The sequence below is a fragment of the Burkholderia ubonensis genome (assembly GCF_001718695.1).
GTDB lineage: Bacteria > Pseudomonadota > Gammaproteobacteria > Burkholderiales > Burkholderiaceae > Burkholderia > Burkholderia ubonensis_B.
This window is the reverse complement of the sequence record NZ_CP013422.1, coordinates 815,934-838,569: the sequence shown is the minus strand read 5'-3', so window position 1 is coordinate 838,569 and position 22,636 is coordinate 815,934. Positions and strand designations below refer to the sequence as shown.

The following is a 22,636-nucleotide window of genomic DNA, read 5'->3' as shown; positions in this document are numbered from 1 at the left end:
GCCCGTGCGGTGACGAGCCAGCACGCGGCATCGAAACTCAGGTCCGTGCCCTGCACGTAGCGATCGAGCGTCGCGGCTGATACCGGCGGTGTCATCCGCATATCCGTCACGCGTGAGCGACGACGCATATGCCGGGCAGCGCTGCCCCGTGGCCGCCTCACGCAGACGGCGCCCGTGCCGTGACCAGCCAGCACGCTGCATCGAAGCGCAGATCCGTGCCCTGCACGTAGCGATCGAACGCGCCGCGCACTTCGTCGAGCACACGCTGCCGCGTCGCAACATCCACCTGCCGCAGCGCCAACCCGACCGGGCCCAGCCGCGCGACGTAGTCGTCCAGCGCGGCCGTCGGCAACGCGCACGCGACATCGACCGGCTCGACCGCGAGGTCGGCCCAGCCGCTGTCCGACAGCACCGACACGACGCGCTGCCGGTCGCCGAACGCGAACTGTCCGGGCGCGCCCGGCTGTCGCGCAGGCAGATCGGCCAGCAACGGCGCGGCGGCGCGTTCGGCCGTCGTCATGAACGGATTGTCGGCCGCGGCGCGCCAGGCGACGAACCGCAGTTGCGCGTTCGCGCGCGCCGCACGCCGCAGGTTCGCGAACGCACGGACCGGATCGTCGAAGAACATCACGCCCAGGCGCGACACGATCAGGTCGAAGCTCGCGGGTGCAAACGCGTGCGTCTGCGCGTCGGCATGCACGAATTCGACATCGACGCCGTCGCGCTCGGCCCGCTCGCGTGCCGCGGCGATCATCCGCGCCGAAATGTCGACGCCCGTGCACTGCGCGTCCTTCGCGAGCCGTCGCGCGATCGCGAGCGTGACCGCGCCGGTCCCGCATCCGACGTCGAGCACGCCATGCGCGGACGTGGCTGCCGCCGCGTCCGCGAGCAGCGTCTCGAACGGCTCGAACATCCGGTCGAGCGTGCGCTGCGCCTCGACCCATGCGAGCCCGGACGGGCCGTTCCATAGCGCGCTCTGTGCTTCGTTGGGGCGGCTGTCTGTCATCATCGTCATCCTTTGCGCTGCAGCGTTGATCGGAATCGCGACTATGCTGCTTCAAGCCGGCTTGAAGTCAAGGCTGCGCTCGCCGACCGTTCATATTTCTTACATTCGCGTTGCGTATGTTGACGGCTTTCCTACGGTGCCTTCCATGCCACGACTGCTCTCATCCGCGCTGTTCGCGCGCTGCGCCGCGCTCGCCGCGGTCGCCCTGTCCGCGTGCTCGAATCACATCGATACGCCCGCCGACCCGGCGAGCGCCGCGATCAACGTGCAGGCCGCGTGGGTCGAGATCGGCGACGCGAACCAGCCGATCGCGCGCGTCGTCACCAACTTCATGCCGGCGACTGCCAGCGATCCGCTGTGCCCGCAGCTCGTCGTCGACGGCAAGGTGTCGCGGATGACGCTGCGCGCGGGCGCGGCCACCGCGCCGCAGCGGCCGACCGCGAGCGCCCCGGCGGACTCGAAGCCGTCGAGCTTCCCGGTCTCGGTCTGCGAAATGACGCTGCCGGCAGGCGCGCAAAGCGCGCGCGTCGCCGGCCGCGCATTGCCGCTGCCGAAGGCGCAGCCGCAGCGCATCGCGATCATCGCCGACACCGGCTGCCGGATGAAGAAGGCCGACAACGCATGGCAGGCGTGCAACGATTCGACGGTCTGGCCGTTCGACACGATCGCCGCGAGCGTCGCGAAGCTGTCGCCGGATCTCGTGCTGCACGTCGGCGACTATCACTACCGCGAAAACGCGTGCCCATCCGACATTGCCGGCTGCAAGGACAGCCCGTGGGGCTACGGCTGGGATACGTGGCAGGCCGACCTGTTCCGCCCGGCCGCGCCGCTCTTCGCGCAGGCGCCGTGGGTCGTCGTGCGCGGCAACCACGAGGAATGCGCGCGCGCCGGCCAGGGCTGGTTCCGCTTCCTCGACCCGCGCCCGTACAGCGATGCGCGTTCGTGCAACGACCCGGCCAACGACGGCAACGCGAACTATTCGGAGCCGTATGCGGTGTCGCTCGGCAGTGACACGCAGGTGATCGTGTTCGATACCGCGAAGGTCGGGCGCAACGCGCTGAAGACGACCGACACGCAATTCCAGATCTACCAGAAGCAGTTCCAGACGGTGGCCGCGCTCGCGTCGAAGGCCGGCATGTCGACGACGATCTTCACGAACCATCATCCGATCCTCGCATTCGCGCCGATCGCGGGCAGCACGCCCGCGCCGGGCAATCTCGCGCTGCAGTCGGTGATGTCGAGCCTGAACGCGCAGGCGTACTACCCGCCCGGCGTGCACGTCGCGCTGCACGGGCACGTGCACGACTTCCAGGCGATCAACTTCGCGTCCGGCCACCCGGCGACGATCGTGTCGGGCAACGGCGGCGACAACCTCGACGTCGCGCTGCCCGACCCGTTCCCGGCCGGCATGACGCCCGCGCCCGGCGCCGTCATCGACAAGCTGTCGCACAACAACAGCTTCGGCTTCCTGATCATGGAGCGCCGCCCCGCACCGGCGACGGGCTGGGTATTCCACGCGTACTCGGCCGCCGGCAAGCTGCTCGCGTCGTGCACGCAGGCCGGCACGACGCTCGCCTGCGACAAGACGGGGTTCGTCGCGCCGTGACGAAAGGTTCTGCACGCAGCGGCCAATCGGCCCTCACGGCCCTGCTCGCGGCCGCGACGCTTGCCGCCGCCGCGCCCCTTGCCGGCCGCGCCGCGCCGTCCGACACCGTGCTCCTGCCCGGCGCCCCGCCCGCGCGCGTCGTCGGCACGATCGGCAACGGCACGCCGCAGGTCGCTGACAAGATCGATGCGGCCGCCGCGCGCTTCGCGCCCGACCCGACGCTCGTCGCGCTCGGCCGCCGCATCTTCTTCGACTCGCGCCTGTCGGAGCCGCGCGGCATGTCGTGCGCCGGCTGTCACGATCCCGGCCGCGCGTTCGCGCCGACGCTGTCCGCGGCCGCGCTCGCGGGCCCGGGCGTGCCGCAGGGCAGCCGCCCCGGGCGCTTCAGCCGGCGCAACGCGCCGTCGCTGCTCTATGTGCGCTACGTGCCGCGCCGCCACTTCTACCAGGATGACGACGCGCCCGCGCCGTCGCCGTTCGGCGGCCTGTTCAGCGACGGGCGCGCGGACACGCTCGCCGAGCAGATCCGCGGGCCGCTGTTCGATCCGAACGAGATGAACAACCGGTCGCCAACCGCGCTGCTGCGCAAGGTCGACGCAACCGAGCTCGCGCCCGCGCTCGCCGCGCGCTTCGGCGACGGCGTGCGGCGCGATCCGGAGCGCATGGTGCGCGCGCTCGGTGCGGCGGTCCAGGCGTATCTGCAAAGCGACGAGATGGCGCCGTTCACGTCCCGCTTCGACGCGTACCTGCGCAACCGCACGCCGCTCGCGCCGCAGGAGATGCGCGGCCTCGCGCTGTTCAGGAATCCGGACAAGGGCAACTGCATGAGCTGCCATACGCTGTCCGACACGTCGAGCCGGCCGGAGCGCTCGCTGTTCACCGATTTCGGCTACGACGCGATTGCGGTGCCGCGCAACCGCGCGCTGCCGGCCAACCGCGACCCGCGCCACTTCGACAACGGCCTGTGCGACACCGCGCGCCCGGCTGCGCTGGCCGGAGCCGGACCAATGGTGCGGCTACCTGCGCACGCCGGGCCTGCGCAACGTCGCGGTGAAGCAGACCTTCATGCACAACGGCGTGTTCACGTCGCTGCGCGACGCGGTGGCGTTCTACAACACCCGCTCGACCGATCCGAAGCACTGGTATCACGGCGCCGCGACGTTCGACGACGTGCCGCCCGCGTACCGCGGCAACATCAACGTCAACTCGACGCCGATGAACCGCCGCCCCGGCACGCCGCCCGCGCTGACCGAAGCGGAAATCGACGATCTCGTCGCGTTCCTCGGCACGCTGACCGACGCGCGCTATGCGGAACTCGTGCCGCGGGGCGGTTCCGATGGAGTGGCCCGGGGCGCGGCGCGGACGCGCTGAGTGGGGGGGATGGGCGCGTATGGGCGCGCGGGCTCGCCGGAGCCCGCGTACCGTTGCCTTGTCGCGCGAGGTTGTCGAAGCGAACCTGGCGGGAAGGCGCGGGGCGAACGGGGTGTCTGCACGTTGGGCGGTTGCTTCGCGTTGTAGGGCGACGCAAGACCGTGGCACGTCTCGGTATCACGGCCTGAAACGCGGGCGATAACGACCGGCGCGGAAGCCCTTCCGCGGTGCTTGGACGCAAGCGCCCTCTGTCCCGCCTCATCCCTTTCACCGATAGCCCGACATTCCGCTTGACAACCCGCCTCGCCCCAAATACTGTACGAATAACCAGTTGTATAACCAACCAGTATTGGCGGCACCGGCACGAAGCACGCGCCACCGTCGGCAGGACTGGTTGTCGGCTCCGGGTCCGGCGTAGCGTTGCATCGCGGCCGGCCCGGTCGATCGACGAGAACACCCGGAGAGCCTTATGCATCAAGGGTCCCTGTTTAAAGTGGAACATCTGGTCCGGATCGTCAACGACACCGATCGCCAAGTGCTGGCCTGGCTGCGTACGCAAGTCGGCGATGCGCGCGTGGAGCGCGCGGCGCGGCAACTCGGGCACACCCGCAAGCCCTTTCCGTCGGCCCTGTGCCGGTACCTGGGCGTCAGCGCGCCGGCGACGCTGCGCCACACGGCTCCGCCGCGGGCGGTGCGCGATTTCTCGGTCGGCGATCGCTATCTGTCGCTGATCCGCCAGCACCTCGCCACGCATACGGTCGGTCGATGAACGCGCCGAAGTCATACCGGTGGCGCAGCGTCGCACGGCGCGCGACCGGCGCAAGCACGACCCGCCATATCGGCCGCCCCGTCCCGCCGTCGCGGCAAACGGGCGCGGAAGGCTACGCCCGTGCCGAGCCGGCGCCCGCGCTTACGCAGCGGCCGCCGCATCGCGTATCAATCGGCCAAGCGTTTGGATCGCCTCTTCGTGCGCCGCATCGAATACCCGCGTGCAGGCAAGCCGAATGTACGCGTCGAAGCGGTCGGAATTCGAGAAGATCGAACCCGGCGCAATCCGTATCCCTTGGGCCAGCGCCACGTCGAACAAGGCTTCGGAATGCACGCCGTCCGGCAATGCGACCCACAGCATCAGGCCGCCCGGCGGCTGGTTCAGCCGCGTGCCTGCCGGAAAGTGGCGCGCGATCGCGTCGATCGTCGCGTCGCGCTGCGCGCGCAACTGCTCGCGGAACCGGTGCAGATGGCGGTCGAACGCGCCCGAACCGACGAATTCGGCCGCGACCGCCTGCAGCAGCGCGGCGTTGTGGCGACTGTGCGCAAACTTCAGCATCTTCACGCGCGCATGCCAGCGCCCCGCGCTCATCCAGCCGAGCCGCATGCCGGGCGCGAGCACCTTGTTCAGCGACGGGCAATAGATCACGGTGCCGTCGCGGTCCCACGCCTTGACGGGTTTCACGGCCTGCGGCGCTTCGACCAGCTCGCGGTACGGCTCGTCCTCGATCACGGCCACGCCGCGCCGCGCGCACAGTGCGACGAGCGCGGCCTTGCGGTCGTCGGGCATCACGCTGCCGAGCGGGTTCTGCAGGTTCGGCACGACGACCACCGCCTTGATGTCCGGGTAGGCGGACAGCGCCACGTCGAGCGCCTCGATCGACAGTCCGGTCGTCGGGCTGGCGGGGATTTCGAGCGTGCGCAGGCCGAGGCTCTCGAGCAGCTGGATCAGCCCGAAGAACGCCGGCGATTCGATCGCGATCGTGTCGCCCGGCCGCGCGACCGCGCGCAGTGCGAGGTTCACCGCGTCGACGCCGCCGCTCGTCGACATGACTTCGTCCGGCGACACCGTCACGCCATACGCCAGCGCGCGCTTCGCCATCGTCTGCCGGAACTCGGGCGAACCGCCGACCGGGCCGGCATCGGTGAGCAGCGTCGGCTTGCGCCGCAGCAGCCGGATCGCGAGCGCCTGCAGCGGCTCGGCCGGATAGAGCGTCGCCGACGCGGAGGCACCACCGAGGTTCAGCGCATCGGACGCCGCATTGCCGCGATCGATTACGCGCGATACGCGCTCGTGCAGGCCGGCGAACGGCGGCGCGACACTCAGCGGCGGCGCTTCGGTTTCCGGCAACGTGCCGAGCGCCGCCGCGGCGCGGCGTCGCACGAAATAGCCGGAGCGCGGCTTCGCCTCGCACCAGCCGGCGTCTTCGAGCCGCCGGAACGTCTGGATCGCCGTCGACAGGCTGACGCCGTGCTGCTCCATCACCGCGCGCACCGACGGCATCCGGTCGCCGGGCGCCAGCGTGCCGGCGGCGATGATGCGTCGGTAGTGCTCGGCAAGCCGCTCATAGAGCGGTGCGCCGGTCATCGGCAAGGGCGTGCGGGACGGGGCGTCGATGGGCGTCATGCGAGCGATCGTGCCCGCGCGCCTTCCCGGGCGCCAGATACAGATGTCAGGAAAACCCACCGATACAGCGCGACCAAATCGCCGTCTGCACCGCAACAGATCGCGGCTCGCTGAATCTGTCCCGCTCGCACGCGTTTTCTTAATCTTGTCTCACGCTATCGTCCCGCCGTCGCGGGGCCGCGGAACCTGGAAAACGACTCGCCATGCGCACGGAACATATCCGGCTGGACGCCGGCCAAAGCCACATCGCGTGGTTCGACAAGGGCAGCCAGGTCATCGTGCTGGACGGCGCGCTCGCCGTCACGCTCCGGCACGGCGGTCTCGACTGGCTGCCCGAGACGCCGCCGTACATGCGCCGCGTGCTCGACGAAGGCGAATGCATGGCGATCGACACGGCCGGCCACCTGATGTTGTCCGCTGACGGCTCGCGGCCGAGCGGCGCGAGCATCGCGCCACCTGCGCCGCGGCCCGGTGTGTTCGCGATGTTGCAAGCATGGCTGCGGTGGTGCGTGGCGCAGGCGCTCGGCGCGCGTCATGCGCGGGAACGGCCTTAAAGGCGGCCGCCTCGTCACGACCCCGTACGCCCTGTTGCCGCGTGCCCTCGGCGTTTCGCGCCGTCTGCCGTCTGCCGTGTCACCGTGCGTCCGCGCACCTGCAGAAGCAATTCAAACGAGCGACCCCACCGCTGTCACCGCCCAGCGATGAACACCGCCCGACCCCGCCCGCTCCCCGCCTCCCTGCCACTAAGCGTTCCGCCGCCGCTCGATCCATTCGAACAACACCATCCCGACCAGCATCGCGGCAACGAACGCGCTGCCCCTGAGCGATCCGAAGCCGATCGACACGATCGCGGGCCCCGGACAGAAGCCCGCCAGCCCCCAGCCAACTCCGAACGCCGCGCTGCCCGCCACCAGACGCACGGTAATCGCCCGTGCGGCCGGCAGCTGCATCGGCAGGCCGAGCCACGACCGCGTGCGGCGCTTCGCCCATGCGAATGCGAGCACGCCGACGCCCGTCGCGCCGGCCATCACGAAGGCAAGCGACGGATCCCAGCTGCCCGCGAGATCGAGAAAGCCGAGGACTTTCTGCGGATTGGCCATGCCCGACACGACGAGCCCCGCGCCGAACAGCAGTCCCGCCAGAAACGCAAATCCTGCCTGCATGTCAGCCTCCGAGCACGTGCCTGCGCACGAATACGGTCGCGAAACCCGCCACCATGAACACCGCCGTCGCGACGATCGATCTGACCGCGCCGCGCGACAGCCCGCACACGCCGTGGCCGCTCGTGCATCCGCCCGCGTAACGCGTGCCGATTCCGACCAGCAACCCGGCCGCCAGCAGTTCGCCCCAGCCGGCATTGACCTGCGGCATCGCGCCGCTGCCGGCGACGCGCATCATCAGCGGCGCGGCGATCAACCCGGCGACGAATGCGGCGCGCCACGCGCGCTCGCCGCCGCGGGCCGTGAGCAGCCCCCCGACGATGCCGCTGATCCCGGCCACGCGGCCGTTGAACGCGACGAGCCACGCGGCGGCCAGTCCGATCAGCACACCACCGGCAAGCGATAGCGCCGGCGTGAAATGAAACGTATCAATCTGCATGACGCCTCCTCGTCGCGGCCGGGCCGCAGAATTGCTCGTACAGCACCGCCATCACCGCGATCGCGGCCGGGCTGTCGAGCGAGTAACGGATGTTCTTGCCTTCGCGGCGCGTGCGAACCAGCGCGTTGTCGCGCAGCACGCCGAGTTGCTGCGACAGCGTCGGCTGGCGGATGTCGAGCCGCGCTTCGAGATCGCCGACGCAACGTTCGCCTTGCGACAGCTCGCACAACAGCAACAGCCGGTCGGGATTCGACAGGACCTTCAGCAGCGCGCAGGCCGATTCGGCGGCGGCGCACATTTCGTCGGGCTCGGGCAGTCCAGAGACGGAATCTGCGTTCATCGGTACCCTCGCTACGATTTCAGTTTGAATATTATATCGTTTTATATATTGTTTGTCGGCAGTGCGCTCGCGCGGCACTCGGTCGCAGCGAGACGGAAAAGGCAAACGGAGGGATGCGCGACGCGACAACTGCGCCGCGCCGCGTGCTGCTTCGCTGCGACGGCTCAGACGCCGTCGCAGGACGCCGTATCGGTATCGTCGAGCATCAGCGTGCCGACCCGCGCCGGCACGAGCGGCGGACGCGGCGCCGGCGGCGTCCAGCCGAACAGCGCCTGCGCGGCCGCGCCGCACACGCGGCCCTGGCACGCGCCCATTCCGCAGCGCGACTGCAGCTTCGCGGCCGTCCAGCCGGCTTCGGTCACGAGCGCGTCGTAGCGCACGTCCTCGCAGCGGCAGACGAGCGTATCGGGCCGCGCGAGCTTGCGGACCGGCTCGCGGATCGCGAACCGGTCGCGCACCGCATCCGCGAACGCCTGCCAGCGGGCGCGGCGTGCAATCAGCCCGGCAAGCCGCGACGTCTGTCCGGTTGCCGCACAACCGGCGATCTCGCCTTCGACCATCGCCAGCTCGCTGCCGCCGACGCCCGTGCATTCGCCCGCCGCGAAATGCCCTTCCCGGCTCGTACGCTGGTGCGCATCGACCGCCACCGCGCCGTGCTCGATCCGGCAGCCGAGATGGCTCGGCAGCGCCGTGTTCGGCACGAGTCCGAATCCGCACGCGAGCCGGTCGCATTCGACGTCGAATTCGCGGCCGGCCTGCCTGATCCGCACGCCTTCGAGCCGCTGGTCGCCGAACGCTTCGACGACGCAAGCATCCGGCCGGAACACCGGCGTCATCAGCCGCGCCGCCTGCGCGAGCTTGGACGGCCAGCGCCACAGCCCGACTCCGAAGCCGATCACATCCGCCCGCGCGGCCTGTTCGAGCACGTGCAGCACCTGCGCGCCGCGCTCGCGCGCGGTCGCGGCGCTCGCCAGCAGCAGCGGCCCGCTGCCCGCGATCACGGTGCGCTGCCCGCGCACGTCGAGGCCGTGCTTGATCAGCGCCTGCAAGCCGCCCGCGCCGGTGACGCCCGGCAGTGTCCAGCCGGGAAACGGCAGCAGCAGCTCGCGCGCGCCGCAGCACAGGATCAGCGTCCGGTATTCGAGCAGCAGCCCGCGTTCGTCGTCTTCGAGCAGCAGCATGCACGGGCTCGCTTCGGCGACGATGCGCGTCGCCGCGAGATGCCGCACGTTCGGTTGCCGCAGCACGTCGAAACGCGCGGCCGCGGCCGGCGGCGCAGCGACGCCCGGCCCCTGCCGCCAGATCTGCCCGCCCGCGCGCGGGCTGTCGTCGACGAGCGCGATCGACGCGCCGCTTCGCGCCGCCGCCTGCGCGGCGGACAGCCCGGCCGGCCCCGCGCCGACGATCGCGACGTCGACGCTCAGAATCTCGTGTTTCATCGCGTGCGCTCCACCTGCATCCCGTCGCGGCACAGCGTCTGGCACGCAAGCCGGCGGCGTCCGTCGATCGTCATCCTGCACTCCTGGCAGATGCCCATCCCGCAAAACGGCGCGCGCGGCGCGCCGGTGCACGACGTGCGCGTCGTGTCGTCGCCGCTCGACGCGACGGCGGCGGCGACCGTCAGGCAGTCCGCCACCGTCAGCGCGCGGCCGTCCAGATGAATGATCATGAAAGTGCTCCGGCAACGCGGGACGTCGACAGGAAGCGTCCCGGCAAATACGGTTCGACGTCGATCGGCGGCCGCTCGCCGAACATCTGCGCGGCGACGAGCCGCGCGCTGCCCGGCGCGGTCGTCACGCCGAGCCCTTCGTGCCCGACCGCGAGCCACAGCCCCGGCCGCGCCGGATGCTCGCCGAGCAGCGGCAGGCCGTCCGGGCTCGCCGCGCGGAAACCCGTCCATGAGCGAATGCCGTTCAGGTCGGCGAGCGCCGGCAGATAGCCGACCGCGCGGCGCAGCATGCGCGCGAGCACCGGCGGCTCGACGCGCGAATCTTCCGTGTCGAACTGGCGCGACGAGCCGATCAGCAGTTGACCGGTCGGGCGCGGCTGCACGTTGAACGCGACCGACGTGCCGTCGCTCGCATGCGCGCTCGCCGCATAGCCGAGCTCGACGAGCTGGTGCGACACGCATCCCGGGTAACGGTCGGTGATCAGCAGATGCCCCTTCTTCGGCCGCAGCGGCAATTCGGGCAGCAGCGTGCGCGCGGCGACGCCGTTTGCGACGACCACGCGTTCCGCGCGCAGCACGTCGCCGTTCGCGAGCGTCACGCTCGGCCCGTCGACCGCGACCGCCTTGTCGCGGCGCAACACGATGCCCGGCACGCGCTGCAGCAGCCAGTTCGCCGTCACGGGCGCGTACAGGATGCCGTCGCCGGGAATCCTCAGCGCGCCGCCGAGCCCGGGCCGCAACATCGGTTCGAGCGCGGCGAGCGCGCCGCCGTCGACCAGCTCGCCGGCCACGCCATGCGCGGCGAGCGTCGCCTGCTTCGCGCGCGCGAGGTCCATCTCGTTCGAATCGGCCGCGAGCCACAGCGTCCCGCAGTTGCGATACGCGCAGCCTCCCGGCATCCCGCCGCTCAGCCCTCGCCACAATTCGATCGAGAAATGGCTGAGCGCCAGCTCCGCCGCGTTGTCGTCCATCGCGACGAGATGCCCCATGCCCGCGCCGGTCGCGCCGCCGCTGGCGTCGTCGAGCACCAGCACGCGCAGGCCGCGCTGCGCCAGCTCGTGCGCGCACGCCGCGCCGACGATGCCCGCGCCGATCACGACGACGTCGGTCTTCATGTCGCTCACGACACGATGCCCCAGCCGAACGGATCGTCGTCCTCGATCAGCAGCGTCGCTTCCGCGCTCAGGTGCGCGGTGCCGCGGATCGTCGGCACGATGCCGCCGTCGCTTTCGGCATAGCTCGCGTGGAACACGCTGCCGATCACGCTCGCCTGCCGCCACACGACGCCCGGCGCGAGCTTGCCGTCCGCCGCGAGGCACGCGAGCTTCGCGCTCGTGCCGGTGCCGCACGGCGAACGGTCGTATGCGAGGCCCGGGCACAGCACGAAGCTGCGGCTGTCGTGTTCGGGATCGTCGGCGAACAGCTCGATGTGGTCGATCTCGCCGCCGTTCGCGCCGGTGATGCCCGCGCGTTCGAGCCCTGCGCGCACGGCCGACGCATACGCGGTCAGCGCCGCGACGTTGTCGCCGGCGACGCGCTGCCCGTGGCCGCTGATCAGGAAGAACCAGTTGCCGCCCCACGCGATGTCGCCCTTCACGGGGCCATGGCCCGGCACGTCGACGACGACGTCCTTCGCATGGCGATACGCGGGTACGTTGCGCACGCTGACCGACAGGTCGTCGTGCAGCGTCGCCTCGACGGTGCCGACCGGCGTCTCGATCCGGTGCACGCCCGGCTGGATGCGCCCCATGTGGTGCAGCGTGCGCACGACGCCGATCGTGCCGTGCCCGCACATGCCGAGATAGCCGCTGTTGTTGAAGAAGATCACGCCGGCGGCCGCGTCGGGCGACACCGGCTCGCACAGCAGCGCGCCGACCAGCACGTCGCTGCCGCGCGGCTCGAGGATGCACGCGGTGCGATAGCGGTCGTGCTCGCGCGCGAGCCGATCGCGCCGCTCGGCCATCGAGCCGTTGCCGAGCGCAGGAAAACCGGACACGACGAGCCGCGTGGGTTCGCCGCCGGTGTGCGAATCGATGATCTGGATGCGCTTCATCATGCGTCGTCCGAAATTGGGGAAAGGAGCACAGCTTCCTCCGTCGCGCGTCCGCCCGCTTGTGGATTTTCGTTGAGGACGACGACGAAATCGGCACAGCGTCGGGCGCCGCCCGGACGCGCGCCGCGCATTGTGCCGATTTCGTCATTCCGCTCCGCGATACGGCTCAAGCGCGACGGGCGTTTGCACGGCGATACTGGTTGCAGGTCGCCGCGCCGGTCGTCGATCGAGATGCCGCAGGCGTGCGCAGTGCGCCGGGACGTCGGCCACAAGCGACGGACTTCGCGCCGCGCCCGGCAGCCGGCCGGTGCGCGGGCGGCGCTACGCCGCTTTCGTCACGGCGCAGCGCGCCGGCCGTGCGTCATTGGTCAGCGGTCATCGGGCGAACCGCCGAATGTGCGGGGCAGGTGCGTGCCGGCAGCGCGGCGGCGGCACACCGCCGCTTCGCCATTTGCGTGCCCGGCATCGCCGGCGCCGAGCCCGTTCGCCGCAGCGCGCCGCGCGCGGCGCATGAATGGCCGGCGCCCCCGCCGCTCGTCCGGACCGGCCGCCACCCGCACCGGCCCCGGCCCCGGCCCCGATACATCCCAGGAGACGCACCCATGCCAGCGCAACGCAACGCCCATCCGCCCGTCCCGTTGTCCCGATCCGCGGCGGCTTCGGCGGCACGGGCCAGCTCGCGCATCCGTACGACACGCTCGCCGTCGCGGCGATCGCGCTCGTCATCTATTACTGGGGCGCGCATACCGGCGTGCCGTCCGCGAAGCTGCAGCTCGAGGACGACGAAGGCTGACGCCCCGCTTTCCGCTTCTATCCGCCCCTTCCCACTCCGGCCGCACGCAGTGCGCGCGGCGCCGCATTTTCCAAGGAACCCCATGCAACTCACAGGCCAGCTCCTGATCGGCCAGACGGCCGTCGCCGGACGGAACGGCACCCTCCATGCGATCGCCGCCGCGACCGGCGAACGGCTCGAACCCGCGTTCGGCGGCGCGAGCCTGCACGACCTGGAGACGGCCTGCGCGCTCGCCGACGACGCGTTCGACACGTATCGCGAGACGAGCCTCGAAGCGCGCGCCGCGTTTCTCGACGCGATCGGCCGCAACATCATGGCGCTCGGCGACGCACTGATCGAGCGCTGCGTCGCCGAATCGGGGCTGCCGCGCGCGCGCATCGAGGGCGAGCGCGGCCGCACGGTCGGCCAGCTCGGGCTGTTCGCGTCGGTCGTGCGCGACGGCGGCTTCCTCGACGCGCGCATCGATCCCGCCCGCCCCGAGCGCAAGCCGCTGCCGCGCGTCGACCTGCGGCTGCGCAACGTCGCGATCGGGCCGGTGGCCGTGTTCGGCGCGTCGAACTTCCCGCTCGCGTTTTCGGTCGCGGGCGGCGACACGGCGTCGGCGCTCGCGGCCGGCTGCCCGGTGATCGTCAAGGCGCATTCCGCGCATCCGGGCACGTCGGAGCTCGTCGGCCGCGCGATCCAGCAGGCGGTGCACGAATGCGGCTTGCCGGCCGGCGTGTTCTCGCTGCTGTTCGACGCGTCGCGCGAGATCGGCCAGGCGCTCGTCGCCGATCCGCGCATCAAGGCGGTCGGCTTCACCGGCTCGCGCCGCGGCGGCGTCGCGCTGATGCACATCGCGGCCAAGCGCGACGAGCCGATCCCCGTCTATGCGGAAATGAGCTCGATCAACCCGGTGCTGCTGCTGCCCGACGCGCTCGCCGCGCGGCACGATGCGATCGCGCAGCAGTTCGTCGCGTCGCTGACGCTCGGCGCCGGCCAGTTCTGCACGAACCCGGGCCTCGTGCTCGGCGTCGACGGGCCCGCGCTGCGCGCGTTCGAGGCCGCCGCGGCGGCCGCGGCGCGCGTGGCTGCGGCGGCGACGATGCTGACGCCGCACATCCACGCGAGCTACTGCGACGGCGTCGCGCGCCTGCGCGCGCACGCTGCCGTCGACACGCTCGCCGAAGGCGTCGAAGGCGACCGCTACCAGGCGCGCGCCGCGCTGTTCGCGACGTCGGCGGAAGCGTTCATCGCGCGCCGCGAACTGCGCGACGAAGTGTTCGGCCCCGCGTCGCTGATCGTCCGCTGCCCGGACGCCGACACGCTGCACCGCGTGCTGAAGTCGCTCGAAGGCCAGTTGACGATCGCCGCGCATCTCGCCGACGGCGACGCGCCGCTGTTCGCAAAGCTGCTGCCGACGCTCGAACGCAAGGCCGGCCGCATTCTCGTCAACGGCTTCGGCACCGGCGTCGAGGTCGGGCATGCGATGGTGCACGGCGGGCCGTTCCCGGCGACGTCCGACACGCGCACGACGTCGGTCGGCGCGCGCGCGATCGAGCGCTTCCTGCGCCCGGTGTCGTATCAGGACGTGCCCGCCGCGCTGCTGCCGGCGGCGCTGCGCGACGGCAATCCGCTGCACGTCGCGCAGCGCATCGACGGCGTCGTGGTGCTGCCGAAGGAGGCGCGCGATGTCTGACGTGAATGAAGTCGTCCTGCCGCTCGGCGACGTGCACGCGCTCGCGCTGCGCGTGCTGACCCGACACGGGATGTCCGACGCGCATGCGCGCGCGATCGCGAACGTGATCACGCAAGGCCAGCGCGACGAATGCCATTCGCACGGCGTGTACCGGCTGCTCGTCTGCGTACGCTCGCTGAAAAAGGGCAAGGTCGATCCGCAGGCCGCGCCGACGCTGCGCCGGCTGTCGTCGTCGATCGTCGCGGTCGACGCGCATCGCGGCTTCTCGCTGCTGAGCTTCGAGACGGGCCTGCCCGTGCTGGTTGAAATGGCGAAGCAGCACGGCATCGCGGCGATGGTGATCAACCATTGCTATCACTTCTCCGCGCTGTGGCCCGAGGTCGAGGCGATCGCGGCCGAGGGCCTCGCCGGCATCGCGATGAATCCGAGTCATAGCTGGGTCGCGCCGGAAGGCGGCAACCGGCCCGCCCGTGTTCGGCACCAATCCGATCGCATTCGCGTGGCCGCGGCCGGGCGGCCTGCCGTTCGTGTTCGATTTCGCGACGAGCGCGATCGCGCGCGGCGACATCGAGCTGCATGCGAAGCAAGGCAAGCCGATCCCGCCGCACTGGGCGATCGACGCCGACGGCCAGCCGACCACCGACCCGAAGGCCGCGCTGCAGGGCGCGATGCGCACGTTCGGCGGCCACAAGGGCTCGGCCCTCGCGGCGATGGTCGAGCTGCTCGGCGGCGCGCTGATCGGCGACCTGACGAGCCAGGAGTCGATGGCCTTCGACGAGGGCGTCGGCGCGACGCCGTGCCATGGCGAGCTCGTGATCGCGTTCGACCCGAAGGTGTTCCTCGGCGACGACCTCGACGCGGGGCTCGCGCGCGGCGAACGGATGCTCGAATCGATCGTCGCGCAGGGCGCGCGGCTGCCGTCGCAACGGCGCTTCGACGCCCGCGCGCGCAGCGCGGCGAACGGCGTGCGGATTCCACGGCCGCTTTACGAGGAAATCCTCGCGCTGGTCGAGTGAGGCGTGGCGGTGCGGGCCGGCCTACACGGCCTGCCCTGCGCGCCGCGGCCCGCGGCCGCTCATCGCCTATTGAATGGCCAAACCCCGCGTCCCACCGCCCGCTCCGACCGCCGGCGCACGCCCGGCGGCTATGGGATAATCCCCCGGTTTGCCCACAGCGCAGCTCAAGAGGTTGTTCGCACGGGCGCGAGAGAGGCCTTTATTCCCGTGCCTCCACCCTTTTCCGCGATATTTCTTCAGCCATCACAATGCCCGCATACCGTTCCAAAACCTCCACCGCCGGCCGCAACATGGCGGGCGCGCGCTCCCTGTGGCGCGCCACCGGCATGAAAGACGACGACTTCTCGAAGCCGATCATCGCGGTGGTCAACTCGTTCACCCAGTTCGTGCCCGGCCACGTGCACCTGAAGGACCTCGGCCAGCTCGTTGCGCGCGAGATCGAGGCCGCGGGCGGCGTCGCCAAGGAATTCAACACCATCGCAGTCGACGACGGCATCGCGATGGGCCACGACGGCATGCTGTATTCGCTGCCCAGCCGCGACATCATCGCGGATTCGGTCGAATACATGGTCAACGCGCACTGCGCCGACGCGATGGTGTGCATCTCCAACTGCGACAAGATCACCCCCGGCATGCTGATGGCCGCGATGCGCCTCAACATCCCGGTGATCTTCGTGTCCGGCGGCCCGATGGAAGCCGGCAAGACGCGCCTCGCCAATCCCGTCACCAAGACCGTCGAGCTCAAGAAGCTCGACCTGGTCGACGCGATGGTGATCGCGGCCGACCAGGCCTATTCCGACGCCGACGTCGCCGAGGTCGAACGCTCCGCCTGCCCCACCTGCGGCTCGTGCTCGGGCATGTTCACGGCCAACTCGATGAACTGCCTGACCGAGGCGCTCGGCCTGTCGCTGCCGGGCAACGGCACGGTCGTGGCAACGCACGCGGACCGCGAGCAGCTCTTCAAGCGCGCCGGCCGCCGCATCGTCGAGCTGACCCGCGAATACTACGAACAGGAAAACGAACGCATCCTGCCGCGCTCGGTGGGCTTCAAGGCGTTCGAGAACGCGATGACGCTCGACATCGCGATGGGCGGCTCGACCAACACGATCCTGCACTTGCTGGCGATCGCGCGCGAAGCGGGCATCGAATTCACGATGACCGACATCGACCGCCTGTCGCGCGTCGTGCCGCAGCTGTGCAAGGTCGCGCCCAACACCAACAAGTACCATATCGAGGACGTGCACCGCGCGGGCGGCATCATGGCGATCCTCGGCGAGCTCGAGCGCGCCGGCAAGCTGCACACCGACGTGCCCACGGTGCACGCCGCGTCGCTCAGGGACGCGCTGGACCAGTGGGACATCACCCGCACGCAGGACGAAGCCGTCAAGACCTTCTACCTGGCCGGCCCGGCCGGCATTCCGACGCAGGTCGCGTTCAGCCAGGACACGCGCTGGCCGAGCCTGGACCTCGACCGCGCCGAAGGCTGCATCCGCTCGTACGAGCACGCGTTCTCGAAGGAAGGCGGCCTCGCGGTGCTGACGGGCAACATCGCGCTCGACGGCTGCGTGGTGAAGACCGCCGGCGTCGACGAGAGCATTCTCGTGTTCGAGGGCACGGCCCACGTCACCGAGTCGCAGGACGAGGCGGTCGAGAACATCCTCAACGACAAGGTCAAGGCCGGCGACGTGGTGATCGTGCGCTACGAAGGCCCGAAGGGCGGCCCCGGCATGCAGGAAATGCTCTACCCGACCAGCTACATCAAGTCCAAGGGCCTGGGCAAAGCCTGCGCGCTGCTGACGGACGGCCGTTTCTCGGGCGGCACGTCGGGCCTGTCGATCGGCCACTGCTCGCCCGAAGCGGCGGCCGGCGGCGCGATCGGCCTCGTGCGCGACGGCGACCGGATCCGCATCGACATCCCGAACCGCACGATCAACGTGCTGCTGTCCGACGAGGAACTGGCGCGCCGCCGCGAGGAGCAGAACGCGAACGGGTGGAAGCCGGCCAAGCCGCGTCCGCGCAAGGTGTCCGCGGCGCTCAAGGCCTACGCGAAGCTGGTGATGTCGGCCGACAAGGGCGCGGTACGCGATCTGTCGTTGCTGGACGACTGACCGTCGCCTTAGAGGCCGGGAACGGGCCGGAGACGGGCTCGTTCCCGGCCTCTACCCGAGCCCCACCCGCAGCCCGCCGGCCGGATCGGCAAGCTGCCCAAGCCGCTCTACGGAGCGGCTTTTTTTCGTCCCGCGGCAACGCGGGCGCCGCGTGTCAGCGGCGAAACTCGTCGTTGCCGACGCCGCCGCCGTGGCCGCCGCCGGCATTTCCGCCACCTTGCGACCGGCCGCCGTAACCGCCGCCGCCTGGGTTTCCCTGCGGCGGCAGCATGCGCGGCCCGCCGCCCGGCCCGGGCGCCGGGCGCACGACGGCTGAACCGGGCGCCGGCCCGGGTTGCGGCGCCGCGTGCGGTGCGGCTGCCGGGCCCGGTTGCGGCGCCGCGTGCGGTACCGGCGCCGCCTGGGGCATCGCCTGTGGGGCCGGCATGCGGTTCGGTCCACCCCAGCCGCCGCGCGTGGCCGACGGCCGCGTATCGCGCTGCGCCGGCGGAGCGCCGCCGGGCGCGCGCTGGATCGGGCCGCCCGGCTGCGGGTGTCCCTGTCCCGGCGGGAGCCCTCCCGGACCGATGCGCGGCTCGGCGCGATGCTCCCAGCGATCGCGATCGTGGAACCACGGGCGCTTGCGGTAATAGCGGTCCCAGTACGCGCCGATCGCGAACCCGGTGACCGGTACGCCGACGATCGCGCCGTATTCGATCAGCGGCACGTAGTAGCCCTGGTATGGATAGTCGAGCTGCTCCGCGTCGATCCAGCCACGCACGCCAGGCAGCGCGACGTCGCACCACGAGTAGTCGCTCAGGCAGCCGAACACGTCCACCGCGGTGCCCGGCGGAAGCTGAGCGACCACCGGATAGTCGGGTGCCGGCCCGGCATAGAGCGCCGCGACCGAGTTCGTGTAGGCGCTGCTTTGCGCGGCGGCGATGCCCGGCGCCGCGGCGATGCCGAACAGGACGACGCACAGACTTCGAATCATCGTTTTGCTCATGGTGCTCTCCCGCGCGGTGCAGCCGCGCGTCCTTCAGTGTCGATGGCCGCCGTGGTGTCCGCCGCCCCAGTGCCCGCCGCCGCCCCAGTATCCGCGGAAACCGAAGCCGATCGAGATCGGCGGCCCGTACCAGCCGGGGTAGTACGCCGGATAGTACGCGGGGTAATAGACCGGATACGGCACGTAGGCCGGTGCGACATAAACGGGGGGCGGCGCGTAGGTGTAATCAGGCGGCGGCTCGGCTGGAGCTGGAGCTGGAGCCGGAACCTGGGCTTGGGCCCGAGCCGGCGCCCGAGCGGGGGCTGGAGTCGGCGCCGGTGCAGCCGCGGACGCCCCGCTCGCCGGCGCGACGAGAAGCTCGCGCTGCGACAGCAGTGCGGGCGCCGGTGCGTAATACGGTGCATAACCGTACGGCCCCGTGTAATAGCAACCACTCAGCGCGAGCATGACCAACGCCAGCGCGGGTCGCTTCGCAGCGGAAAGGGAAATCATCGAATGCTCCGGACGAAATCGGCGCGCCGCCGCGCGGCGCGCGCCTGTATCTAGCTTACGTCCCCTGCATATTTCTGCGGGTTTGATCGGTGACTTTTTGTTTCGCCGCATGAATCGGGCCGATGCGGCCCCACAGGCACGCCGCCTGCTTGCGCGTCTGCCGCGCCGACATTGAAGTTGGCGCGATCGCCCTCACGTTGGATATCGAGTCAGGCTGGCCGGCGCGGACGGGCGTTCGCGGCCCCCGGCGACCTGAAACCCGCGGACCTTCGGCCCGCCCATACAGGAGCGCGGCTCACGCCGCTATCGACATGACCCTGCCACGCCCCACGCTTCGGGCGGACACGCCCCTCGATCCGATCATCCAGCTGCTCGCGCGCGCCGGCGAGCAGGGATATCTGACGCACGCCGACCTCGTCGACGCGCTGCCGCCCGACAGCGACAGCGCCGATGCCCTGGAAGTCGTGCGCGCCGCGCTCGCGGACATCGGCATCGACGTGCTCGACGAGCCGGCCGCGCCCGCGCCGTTCGTCGGCACGACGCCGGTCGACGTCGATCGAGACACGCTCGACGAGAGCCGCGCGCTGCTCGGCGACCTCGCCCGCGGCGCGAGTGCGTCCACCGATCCGATGGCGCTCTACATGCGTCGTATCCATGCGGTGCCGCTGCTCAAGCGCGAGGATGAAATCGTGCTCGCGCGCGAAATCGAAACGGGCCGCCATCAGATCCTGCACGCGCTCGCCGGCTACCCGCCGGCGGTCGATGCGCTGCTGGCGCGCCACGGCGCGGCGAGCGCGACGGACGCGGCCGGCGACGAAGACGACGACACGCCGAACGACGAATCGCGCGCGCGGGCATTCGCACGCCGGGACGCGTTGCGCGACGCGCTCGCGACGCTGCGCGGCGCGCTGCACGCGCAGGGCTGCCGTTCGGCCGAATACCGCGACGCGCGCAACCGCGTGGCCGCGCTGCTCGGCGAGCTTGGCTGGGCCGTCCCGGCCGTCGACGACGCGAGCCGCGTCGTCGATGCACTGGCGCGCGCGCCCGCCAACGCGGCCGGCGATGCCGGCACCGACGCGGCGTGCTTCGATGCGCCCGCGCGGCGCGCGCTCGGCGCCGCGCTGCGCGACGGCCAGCAGAAACTGGGCGACGGCACGCGCGCGATGCTGGAAGCGAACCTGCGGCTCGTGCTGTCGATCGCGCGCAAGTACGTGAATCGCGGCGTCGATCTGCCCGACCTCGTGCAGGACGGCTGCCTCGGCCTGATGCGCGCGATCGAGAAGTTCGAATACCGGCGCGGCTTCAAGTTCTCGACCTACGCGACCTGGTGGATTCGGCAGGCGGTCGCGCGCGCGGTGGCCGACCGCTCGCGCACGATCCGCGTGCCGGTGCACGTCGGCGACCAGTCGCAGCGCGTGCAGCGGCATGCGCTGCGCTTTCGCCAGCGCCACGGCCGCCGCGCGACGCCGGCGGAGCTCGCCGCCGACACCGGCCTCGCCGAGGACAAGCTGCGCGCGTTGCTCGCGCTGCCTGCCGAGCCGCTGTCGCTCGATACGCCGCTGCCGGACGCGGAAACCGGCCTCGTCGACCTGATCGAGGACCAGACCTCGGCGAGCCCGTTCGAACGGCTGGCGAACACGCGCATGCGGGAATGCGTGAGCTCGCTGCTGCGCTCGGTCACGCCGACCGAGGCCGACGTGCTGCGTCGCCGGTTCGGCCTCGGGGGCGCCGAGCCCGACACCTACGACGCCATTGCGCAGGACGCCGGAATGTCGCGCGAGCGCGTGCGGCAGATCGAGAAGCGCGCGCTCGCGACGTTGCGCACGGCCGCGCAGGCGGAAGGCGCGCAGTCGTTCCTCGACGCATAAGCGGCCACGCGCGACGCGCCGCACACCGGTGCGAACGCGCGCGTGTGGGCTGCCGCACGCCCGCAACGTTCGCCGTTGATGCGCGTCAATTTCCATCCGTCACGGGCCGCGACAATGTGCTGAAATGAAGCGTGCTGCGGCGCATTGCGCGCCGCGTCCATCCCGTTTGCGCTTGCCCCGGTCCCGCGCCATGGAAACGACCATCAGCCACACCGACGAGGAAAACCGGCAGATCGCCGACCATCTGCGCGAGGCCGCGCAGTTGCTTGCCGACCAGGGAGCGAATCCGTATCGGGTGGCCGCCTACCGCGCGTCCGCCGATACGATCGAATCGCTCGACGAAGCGCTGCGCGCGCGGTTCGACGCGGGCGGCGTGGATGCGCTGGGCGCGCTGCCGGCAGTCGGCGCAGGCGTCGCGCAGGCGATCGCCGAGCTGCTGGTGAGCGGCCGCTGGCGTCTGCTCGACCGGTTGCGCGGCGACGCCGAGCGCGTGTCCGCGTTCGAGGCCGTGCCCGGCATCGGCCGCGAACTCGCGATGCGCATTCACGACCAGTTGCAGATCGATACGCTCGAGGAGCTGGAGCGCGCCGCGCGCAGCGGCCAGCTCGAAGCGATCGCGGGCGTCGGCCCGCGCCGCGCGGCGGGCATTCGCGCGGCGCTCGACGAGGTGCTGAGCCGCCGCCGACGCTGGCAAGGCCATGCGCGCGACGCCGGCCTCGGCACCGAGCCGCCGGTCGAGCTGCTGCTGTACGTCGATCGCCTGTACCGCAACAAGGCGGCCGCCGGCATGCTGCCGACCCTCGTGCCGCGCCGCCTGAACGCGGACGTCAGCGTGTCGCCGCCCGTGATGCACATGACGAAGGGCGGCTGGCATTTCACCGCCCTGGCCGCGTGCCCTGCCCGCGCGCAGGAGCCGTCCGCGACCGCCGATTGGGTCGCGCTCTATTTCTACGATGCAACGCAGCGCGAACAGTTGCGCACCGTCGTCACCGGGACGCTCGGCGCGCTCGCCGGCAAGCGGGTCGTGCGAGGACGCGAGATGGAATGCCGCGTGTATCACGCGGGATGACGGGCCGTACGGCGTTCTAGCCCGTTCTGGCTCGTCAAGGGCTATCCGGTTTCGTCCGGCGCGCCGGGGCGCGATGCGCGGCGATGCGCAGCAGCTTGCGAAACGACGGACATTCGAGATGGCTCGGCGCCGGACACGCCGCCGCGTGCCGCAGGCCGTCGCGCACCGCGCTGAGCCGGCGGATCGCGCGATCGAGCTCGTCGGCCTTGCGCTCGAGCGTCGCGCGGTCGATCGCCGGTCGGCCGTCCGCGCCGAACATCGCCAGCATGTCATCGAGCGAGAACCCGGCCTCGCGGCCGAGCGCGATCAATGCGAGACGCTCCAGCACCGACGCGTCGTACTGACGCCGCAGCCCATGCCGTCCGCTCGGCACGATCAAGCCCTTTTCCTCGTAGTAGCGCAGCGTCGACGCGGGCAAGCCCGCATGACGCGCGACGTCGGCAATATCCAGACGGCCCATGCTTGACCTCAAGTGAACTTGAAGCTGCAAGATAGCCGCTCGACCGTTCCGATACAAGCGCGACGCGTGCGTGCCGCCGCGGGGGTTGCGGCGTGATTGGAGCCGCCCGCCGCGCATGCAGCGCGGCA

Annotated in this window: 20 protein-coding genes and 2 pseudogenes; 10 read left to right on the top strand and 12 right to left on the bottom strand. The window is 71.0% G+C overall.

The features are described 5' to 3' along the window. Positions 1 to 157 precede the first annotated feature (157 nt). Positions 158 to 1,006 (bottom strand): class I SAM-dependent methyltransferase, encoded by an 849-nt coding sequence (locus WJ35_RS23605; RefSeq protein ID WP_069240612.1) that lies wholly within the window; start codon positions 1,004 to 1,006, stop codon positions 158 to 160. A gap of 145 nt (positions 1,007 to 1,151) precedes the next feature. Here WJ35_RS23605 and WJ35_RS23600 point away from each other — a divergent pair, with 145 nt between their 5' ends. From WJ35_RS23600 to WJ35_RS23590, 3 genes and pseudogenes are all read left to right on the top strand, one after another. Beyond that, positions 1,152 to 2,612: a metallophosphoesterase family protein gene (locus tag WJ35_RS23600; protein WP_069240122.1), complete on the top strand. Its 1,461-nt coding sequence runs from the start codon at positions 1,152 to 1,154 to the stop codon at positions 2,610 to 2,612. A 107-nt stretch (positions 2,613 to 2,719) separates the two neighbouring features. Then, positions 2,720 to 3,983 (top strand): annotated as a pseudogene (locus WJ35_RS23595) (cytochrome-c peroxidase). A 493-nt stretch (positions 3,984 to 4,476) separates the two neighbouring features. Next, on the top strand, positions 4,477 to 4,752 hold the full coding sequence (locus tag WJ35_RS23590; protein ID WP_069240121.1) for a hypothetical protein: 276 nt from the start codon (positions 4,477 to 4,479) through the stop codon (positions 4,750 to 4,752). A gap of 141 nt (positions 4,753 to 4,893) precedes the next feature. Here the strand turns inward: WJ35_RS23590 and WJ35_RS23585 are convergent, their stop codons facing one another. Then, positions 4,894 to 6,378 carry a PLP-dependent aminotransferase family protein gene (locus WJ35_RS23585; RefSeq protein WP_155121969.1) on the bottom strand — a complete coding sequence of 495 codons (1,485 nt, stop codon included), beginning with the start codon at positions 6,376 to 6,378 and terminating at the stop codon, positions 4,894 to 4,896. 203 nt (positions 6,379 to 6,581) lie between these two features. On the opposite strand from WJ35_RS23585, the gene WJ35_RS23580 reads away from it, so the two are divergent. Further along, a complete protein-coding gene (locus WJ35_RS23580; protein ID WP_069240120.1) occupies positions 6,582 to 6,932 on the top strand; it encodes a hypothetical protein in 351 nt (116 codons plus the stop codon). 189 nt (positions 6,933 to 7,121) lie between these two features. Here WJ35_RS23580 and WJ35_RS23575 read toward each other — a convergent pair whose 3' ends face one another. From WJ35_RS23575 to WJ35_RS23545, 7 genes are all read right to left on the bottom strand, one after another. Next, positions 7,122 to 7,541, bottom strand: a complete 420-nt coding sequence (locus WJ35_RS23575) for a DUF6691 family protein (protein WP_069240119.1) — start codon at positions 7,539 to 7,541, stop codon at positions 7,122 to 7,124. 1 nt (position 7,542) lies between these two features. Continuing rightward, positions 7,543 to 7,977, bottom strand: a complete 435-nt coding sequence (locus WJ35_RS23570) for a YeeE/YedE family protein (RefSeq protein ID WP_069240118.1) — start codon at positions 7,975 to 7,977, stop codon at positions 7,543 to 7,545. Continuing rightward, entirely contained in the window at positions 7,967 to 8,317 is a 351-nt protein-coding gene (locus WJ35_RS23565) for an ArsR/SmtB family transcription factor (RefSeq protein ID WP_069240117.1), read from the bottom strand. The genes WJ35_RS23570 and WJ35_RS23565 overlap by 11 nt, the downstream gene beginning before the upstream one ends. A gap of 164 nt (positions 8,318 to 8,481) precedes the next feature. Continuing rightward, the gene (locus WJ35_RS23560; RefSeq protein WP_069240116.1) at positions 8,482 to 9,756 is read right to left on the bottom strand and encodes an NAD(P)/FAD-dependent oxidoreductase; all 1,275 of its coding nucleotides are present in this window, start codon (positions 9,754 to 9,756) and stop codon (positions 8,482 to 8,484) included. Next, entirely contained in the window at positions 9,753 to 9,986 is a 234-nt protein-coding gene (locus WJ35_RS23555) for a (2Fe-2S)-binding protein (protein WP_060233242.1), read from the bottom strand. The genes WJ35_RS23560 and WJ35_RS23555 overlap by 4 nt, the downstream gene beginning before the upstream one ends. Further along, a complete protein-coding gene (locus WJ35_RS23550; protein WP_060233244.1) occupies positions 9,983 to 11,110 on the bottom strand; it encodes an NAD(P)/FAD-dependent oxidoreductase in 1,128 nt (375 codons plus the stop codon). The genes WJ35_RS23555 and WJ35_RS23550 overlap by 4 nt, the downstream gene beginning before the upstream one ends. Further along, positions 11,107 to 12,039: a 4-hydroxyproline epimerase gene (locus WJ35_RS23545; protein ID WP_010090054.1), complete on the bottom strand. Its 933-nt coding sequence runs from the start codon at positions 12,037 to 12,039 to the stop codon at positions 11,107 to 11,109. The genes WJ35_RS23550 and WJ35_RS23545 overlap by 4 nt, the downstream gene beginning before the upstream one ends. A 514-nt stretch (positions 12,040 to 12,553) precedes the next feature. Between WJ35_RS23545 and WJ35_RS23540 the strand changes: the two genes are divergently transcribed. The 4 genes and pseudogenes from WJ35_RS23540 to ilvD all read left to right on the top strand — a co-directional run bounded on the left by WJ35_RS23540 (position 12,554) and on the right by ilvD (position 17,634). Then, positions 12,554 to 12,832 carry a hypothetical protein gene (locus tag WJ35_RS23540; protein ID WP_069240115.1) on the top strand — a complete coding sequence of 93 codons (279 nt, stop codon included), beginning with the start codon at positions 12,554 to 12,556 and terminating at the stop codon, positions 12,830 to 12,832. Between the two features lie 82 nt (positions 12,833 to 12,914). Beyond that, on the top strand, positions 12,915 to 14,510 hold the full coding sequence (locus tag WJ35_RS23535; RefSeq protein WP_069240114.1) for an aldehyde dehydrogenase (NADP(+)): 1,596 nt from the start codon (positions 12,915 to 12,917) through the stop codon (positions 14,508 to 14,510). Next, positions 14,503 to 15,526: pseudogene (locus WJ35_RS23530) on the top strand (Ldh family oxidoreductase). The gene WJ35_RS23535 and the pseudogene WJ35_RS23530 overlap by 8 nt, the downstream one beginning before the upstream one ends. Positions 15,527 to 15,774: 248 nt before the next feature. Further along, complete coding sequence (gene ilvD, locus WJ35_RS23525) at positions 15,775 to 17,634, top strand: dihydroxy-acid dehydratase (RefSeq protein WP_060236499.1); 1,860 nt, start codon at positions 15,775 to 15,777, stop codon at positions 17,632 to 17,634. A gap of 154 nt (positions 17,635 to 17,788) precedes the next feature. Here ilvD and WJ35_RS23520 read toward each other — a convergent pair whose 3' ends face one another. Then, entirely contained in the window at positions 17,789 to 18,619 is an 831-nt protein-coding gene (locus WJ35_RS23520; RefSeq protein WP_069240113.1) for an SH3 domain-containing protein, read from the bottom strand. A gap of 33 nt (positions 18,620 to 18,652) precedes the next feature. Continuing rightward, positions 18,653 to 19,111 carry a hypothetical protein gene (locus WJ35_RS23515; RefSeq protein WP_069240112.1) on the bottom strand — a complete coding sequence of 153 codons (459 nt, stop codon included), beginning with the start codon at positions 19,109 to 19,111 and terminating at the stop codon, positions 18,653 to 18,655. Positions 19,112 to 19,422: 311 nt separating this feature from the next. Between WJ35_RS23515 and WJ35_RS23510 the strand changes: the two genes are divergently transcribed. Together WJ35_RS23510 and WJ35_RS23505 are read left to right on the top strand one after the other, a co-directional pair. Beyond that, positions 19,423 to 20,979: a sigma-70 family RNA polymerase sigma factor gene (locus WJ35_RS23510; protein ID WP_059464050.1), complete on the top strand. Its 1,557-nt coding sequence runs from the start codon at positions 19,423 to 19,425 to the stop codon at positions 20,977 to 20,979. Between the two features lie 190 nt (positions 20,980 to 21,169). Next, positions 21,170 to 22,048: a helix-hairpin-helix domain-containing protein gene (locus WJ35_RS23505; RefSeq protein ID WP_069240111.1), complete on the top strand. Its 879-nt coding sequence runs from the start codon at positions 21,170 to 21,172 to the stop codon at positions 22,046 to 22,048. Positions 22,049 to 22,082: 34 nt separating this feature from the next. Here WJ35_RS23505 and WJ35_RS23500 read toward each other — a convergent pair whose 3' ends face one another. Next, complete coding sequence (locus WJ35_RS23500; protein WP_069240110.1) at positions 22,083 to 22,508, bottom strand: helix-turn-helix domain-containing protein; 426 nt, start codon at positions 22,506 to 22,508, stop codon at positions 22,083 to 22,085. Positions 22,509 to 22,636 lie beyond the last annotated feature (128 nt).

Excerpts from the sequence above, each read along its gene's own strand:
- WJ35_RS23605 (WP_069240612.1), bottom strand. The coding sequence starts at position 1,006 with ATGACAGACAGCCGCCCCAACGAAGCACAGAGCGCGCTATGGAACGGC.
- WJ35_RS23600 (WP_069240122.1), top strand. The coding sequence starts at position 1,152 with ATGCCACGACTGCTCTCATCCGCGCTGTTCGCGCGCTGCGCCGCGCTC.
- WJ35_RS23585 (WP_155121969.1), bottom strand. The coding sequence starts at position 6,378 with ATGACGCCCATCGACGCCCCGTCCCGCACGCCCTTGCCGATGACCGGC.
- WJ35_RS23580 (WP_069240120.1), top strand. The coding sequence starts at position 6,582 with ATGCGCACGGAACATATCCGGCTGGACGCCGGCCAAAGCCACATCGCG.
- WJ35_RS23575 (WP_069240119.1), bottom strand. The coding sequence starts at position 7,541 with ATGCAGGCAGGATTTGCGTTTCTGGCGGGACTGCTGTTCGGCGCGGGG.
- WJ35_RS23570 (WP_069240118.1), bottom strand. The coding sequence starts at position 7,977 with ATGCAGATTGATACGTTTCATTTCACGCCGGCGCTATCGCTTGCCGGT.
- WJ35_RS23565 (WP_069240117.1), bottom strand. The coding sequence starts at position 8,317 with ATGAACGCAGATTCCGTCTCTGGACTGCCCGAGCCCGACGAAATGTGC.
- WJ35_RS23560 (WP_069240116.1), bottom strand. The coding sequence starts at position 9,756 with ATGAAACACGAGATTCTGAGCGTCGACGTCGCGATCGTCGGCGCGGGG.
- WJ35_RS23555 (WP_060233242.1), bottom strand. The coding sequence starts at position 9,986 with ATGATCATTCATCTGGACGGCCGCGCGCTGACGGTGGCGGACTGCCTG.
- WJ35_RS23545 (WP_010090054.1), bottom strand. The coding sequence starts at position 12,039 with ATGAAGCGCATCCAGATCATCGATTCGCACACCGGCGGCGAACCCACG.
- WJ35_RS23540 (WP_069240115.1), top strand. The coding sequence starts at position 12,554 with ATGGCCGGCGCCCCCGCCGCTCGTCCGGACCGGCCGCCACCCGCACCG.
- WJ35_RS23535 (WP_069240114.1), top strand. The coding sequence starts at position 12,915 with ATGCAACTCACAGGCCAGCTCCTGATCGGCCAGACGGCCGTCGCCGGA.
- ilvD (WP_060236499.1), top strand. The coding sequence starts at position 15,775 with ATGCCCGCATACCGTTCCAAAACCTCCACCGCCGGCCGCAACATGGCG.
- WJ35_RS23520 (WP_069240113.1), bottom strand. The coding sequence starts at position 18,619 with ATGAGCAAAACGATGATTCGAAGTCTGTGCGTCGTCCTGTTCGGCATC.
- WJ35_RS23515 (WP_069240112.1), bottom strand. The coding sequence starts at position 19,111 with ATGATTTCCCTTTCCGCTGCGAAGCGACCCGCGCTGGCGTTGGTCATG.
- WJ35_RS23510 (WP_059464050.1), top strand. The coding sequence starts at position 19,423 with ATGACCCTGCCACGCCCCACGCTTCGGGCGGACACGCCCCTCGATCCG.
- WJ35_RS23505 (WP_069240111.1), top strand. The coding sequence starts at position 21,170 with ATGGAAACGACCATCAGCCACACCGACGAGGAAAACCGGCAGATCGCC.
- WJ35_RS23500 (WP_069240110.1), bottom strand. The coding sequence starts at position 22,508 with ATGGGCCGTCTGGATATTGCCGACGTCGCGCGTCATGCGGGCTTGCCC.